2 protein-coding genes are annotated in these 3,832 nt (G+C 27.5%); one reads left to right on the plus strand and one right to left on the minus strand.

What is annotated here, in order from left to right; genetic code table 11:
- Nucleotides 1-2: 2 nt before the first annotated feature.
- Nucleotides 3-3,002 carry a Tn3 family transposase gene (locus D9T19_RS14285; protein WP_121628920.1) on the minus strand — a complete coding sequence of 1,000 codons (3,000 nt, stop codon included), beginning with the start codon at nt 3,000-3,002 and terminating at the stop codon, nt 3-5.
- A 160-nt stretch (nt 3,003-3,162) separates the two neighbouring features.
- Here D9T19_RS14285 and D9T19_RS14290 point away from each other — a divergent pair, with 160 nt between their 5' ends.
- The gene (locus D9T19_RS14290) at nt 3,163-3,774 is read left to right on the plus strand and encodes a recombinase family protein (protein ID WP_121628921.1); all 612 of its coding nucleotides are present in this window, start codon (nt 3,163-3,165) and stop codon (nt 3,772-3,774) included.
- The last annotated feature ends 58 nt before the right edge of the window (nt 3,775-3,832 follow it).

Here is a 3,832-nt window from a genome sequence, read left to right on the forward strand (position 1 = left end):
TTTTAGCTAATCATTGATAATACTTTTTTATCTATTTTTGTAAAATCATAAGTACCATAAAAATTGATATGACTCCAATGAACTATTGAACTATTCTTTAGTGCTTCTATGATTTCATCCTTTTGTGTTTGTGATGAAGCTAGTTGTAATTTTTTGTTGATGTATAAGTAGTTCCAAAGTATCACTGCATTTTGAATAAGTCTTTTGCAGTTATTGGCAATATTTTGTTCCTCTTGTGATGCAAATATAAACTCTGCATTATTTCCAAAGAATACTGCTTTAGAAAATTTATTTGAAGCCTCTACTTTATTAAGTTGTTTCTCAATTCTTTGGCGAAGTTCCAGATTATCAATGTAAGTGAGTAAAAAATCTGTTTTAATGATTTTACCAAACTCTTTTATAGCAGTGTAAAGTTTATGATGTTTGGAATAAGATGTAAGTCGTTTGAGTAATTGTGATGCCGTTGTTTTTCTTGATTTGATTGTAAGGATGAATCTCAATATATCATCCCAATTATCCTTAATGATTTCCAAGTTTATCTTCCGTTTTGGGACCAGTTGATATCCTTTCTGTGCATAATACTTTGGAGTATTAATCCCATATAACTGTTGATCTTTAAAATTTTTAATTCGTGGTGCAAATGAGAATCCTAATAGATGAGTTATACCAAATATTACTTCACTAAACCCATGGGTATCAGTTGAATGAATATCACTTTTTACAACATTATTATGTATAAGCCCATCAATTACATAGCCTGATTCTCTCTCGTTCACATTGATAACTGTAGAGTAAAATAGTTTATGAGACTCATCAATAAAGGTATAAACACTAACACCTTTTGCTGTTCCAAAATATTTAAATGAATATCCAGCATTAGTTGAATCAATAGAAGATTTTATATTAAATTTTTGACCATCACTTGAAGTGTGATTAATCTTTTTATTATTTCTTAATATCTTTGAAATCTCTAAATTATCAGTAAATGCTAATATTTTATCATTCGCTTCAGTTGTATTATCTTCACTAAAATACCAAGTAGTAGCTGTGTCAAGTTCATTCTCACTAATACCTTTGGATATTTTAGACATTTTTGATAAAGAAATATTACAACCATACCCAACAATAGAAGCATATAAAAGATTTTCATCAAGATTTTTTATTCTAGTGTTTTGTAATGAATAGTGCTTGAAACAATCTAAAAAATTGGTTTGTTGATGTACTGAGTGAAGTAAATCAATTACTGATATAAATTCTGCTTGTGGAAAATATTTTGAGATAGTATGTTCTAATTGCTGATCTGTCTTCTCTAACTTTGGTGTTGATAAAATAAATGAATTATTTGTGAGTTTAAAATGAAAATTTAGTTCATTGATGATTTTTTCATTAGTTACTTTAAAACTAGACTCAAGTTTTTTACTGATTGGAACTATAAACTTTTTAAGATCTTCTAGGTGAGTCAAGTCATAATACTCTAACAATTCATATTTCTTTGCTTGGTATTCATCTTTTGGTATTAGATACTCCTCAAAGCTTTTATACTTGTAGGAATATTTAAGATTTAAAATACCAGATTTTATACCGTCACTTATATGGATAAATAAGAGTGCCTTATAAAGAGATACCCTTATTTTTCCTTCACTGTCATACACTGCTAATTTTTCCTCTTCATCTAAAAATTCTAGAGGTACATTTTGCTTGATGGTGTTTGTATCTTTGAAGTATTGAATTGCATTTATTAGATTCTTATTTGATGATTTTTTATCAAATTCAATTAGTTTTATAACACCAGAAAGTTTTCCTTGAAGTGACTTGGAAGATTTCTCTAAAAAATCAAATCGATTGAGATCTTGTTCTTCTATATCACTCTTTTGAGTCAGTAAAGTTTTTAAATTTTGAGTTTTTGATGCGATGATTTCTTTTAGTTGAGATACTTTATTAGAGTCATGTATTTTGTTATTTTCAAGAATTGCATTAACATCATTGATGATTGATAAATTTGAATCTTCCAAAGATTGTGTAAGTGCTTTTTTAAGTGGTTCGTATTTAAAGCTAAGCTCTTTTTGATGACGAAAGAGTGAGTTTTTTGTAGTTTGAATGATAGAAATGAATCTATCAATAAAGTTATCATTTCTAATATAGTATTGGTATTTTATAAATGAGAGCAACATAAAACGACTATTAAGTAGATCTTTTTGTGTAAGTTGTGTTATTTTACTTTGCTCAAGCCATTTTGAATAATAACCAGCTATTCTATCTGTTATACCTACTTCATCGATGATTGGCTTTGAAATAGTAAATTTTGATTTTATAGTTTCCAACTGTACTAAAGAGCTAACCATCTGCTTTTTAGTAGTTGAGTGTCCTAGCTTTTTGTAGCTACCAATATTGTATCTATTTTTATAACTTTTACTTTTGTTGGTAAATTCATCAAGTAGTTGTAATCTCTCATCATTTTTATATTGTTTGAGTGCATTTAAAATACTATTTGTCTGAGAATTCAGTGCGGTGCCAATAATATTTGAAAGCACTGAGTAACTTGGTACTTCTATATTGAGCTTTTTAGAATAATCAACCAAAGAATAAAATATTTTCTTTCTATGGATAAAATTATTAGCTAGTTCTGCTGTATGATGCTGTAGTTTAGATTCTGTTATCTCATTAAATTCTAAAATATTGAAATGTGATCTTATGATTTGCTTATATCTTTGAATTGTTCTTGATGATATCTCTTGAAAATCAAACGAATTAAAATTATTCCTGTTGGCAATATACAAATAATTCTCATCATCTTCTTTGATTTCAAAAAATCTATTTGATACTTTAAAATAACCATACATTAAAATGAATAAAATTTTATTAGAGTCACTTCTCATTTCTGAGATGATTTCAATGATATCGCTATTGAGTTTAAAAAAATAGTTTTTTGCAAATGAATCAAATTTTGGAGCTACATTGAAACTTTTCTCTTCCTCTTTAGTTAGAATTTGTAATACTGACACAACAACTCCTTAAAATTGTAATTTATTTAAATTCTATACTATATTAGATATACTTTGAATAATATATACTTTAATTTACACTTTATTGAATAGTTTTTTTATTAATTCATAATGTAAATCATACCATCGTTTAATATACACTTTTCAAAAAAGGATAAAAATGCTCATAGGATATGCAAGAGTTTCAAAAGCAGATGGAAATCAAGTTTTAGATTTACAAATAGATGCACTTATAAAAGAAGGTGTTAATAAAGAAAATATTTATACTGATAAAATATCTGGTTCTAAAGATCAAAGACCTGGACTTGAAAATTGTTTAAAAGCTTTAAGAGAAAATGATACATTAGTTGTTTATAAACTTGATAGACTTGGAAGAAATTTAAAACATCTTATTCAAACAGTAGAAGACCTTACAAAAAGAAAAGTTGGATTTAAAGTTTTAAGTGGACAAGGTGTTAATATAGATACAACTTCACCTGCTGGTAAAATGATATTTTCAATCTTTGGAGCATTGGCAGAATTTGAAAGAGAATTAATTCGTGAAAGAACAATGGCAGGACTTCAAGCAGCACGTGCAAGAGGTAGAATGGGTGGAAGAAAATTTGGACTTTCAAAGGCTCAAGTAAGATTAGCTGAAGCTTCTATGAAAAATAGAGATACAAGTGTTACTGAACTTTGTAAAGAGTTGAATATTACAAGAGCTTGTTTATACAGATATATTTCACCAAATGGAGAATTAAGAGAGAATGCAAATAAAGTTCTTGGGGAATAGAGTTTAAGCTATATTTAAAATTCTTTGTCGCATTTTTCCCAAATATGTAAAGGTATTC

The organism is Poseidonibacter antarcticus (genome assembly GCF_003667345.1).
Lineage (GTDB): Bacteria > Campylobacterota > Campylobacteria > Campylobacterales > Arcobacteraceae > Poseidonibacter > Poseidonibacter antarcticus.

Coding starts and splice junctions, on each gene's coding strand:
- D9T19_RS14290 (WP_121628921.1), top strand. CDS start 3,163: ATGCTCATAGGATATGCAAGAGTTTCAAAAGCAGATGGAAATCAAGTT.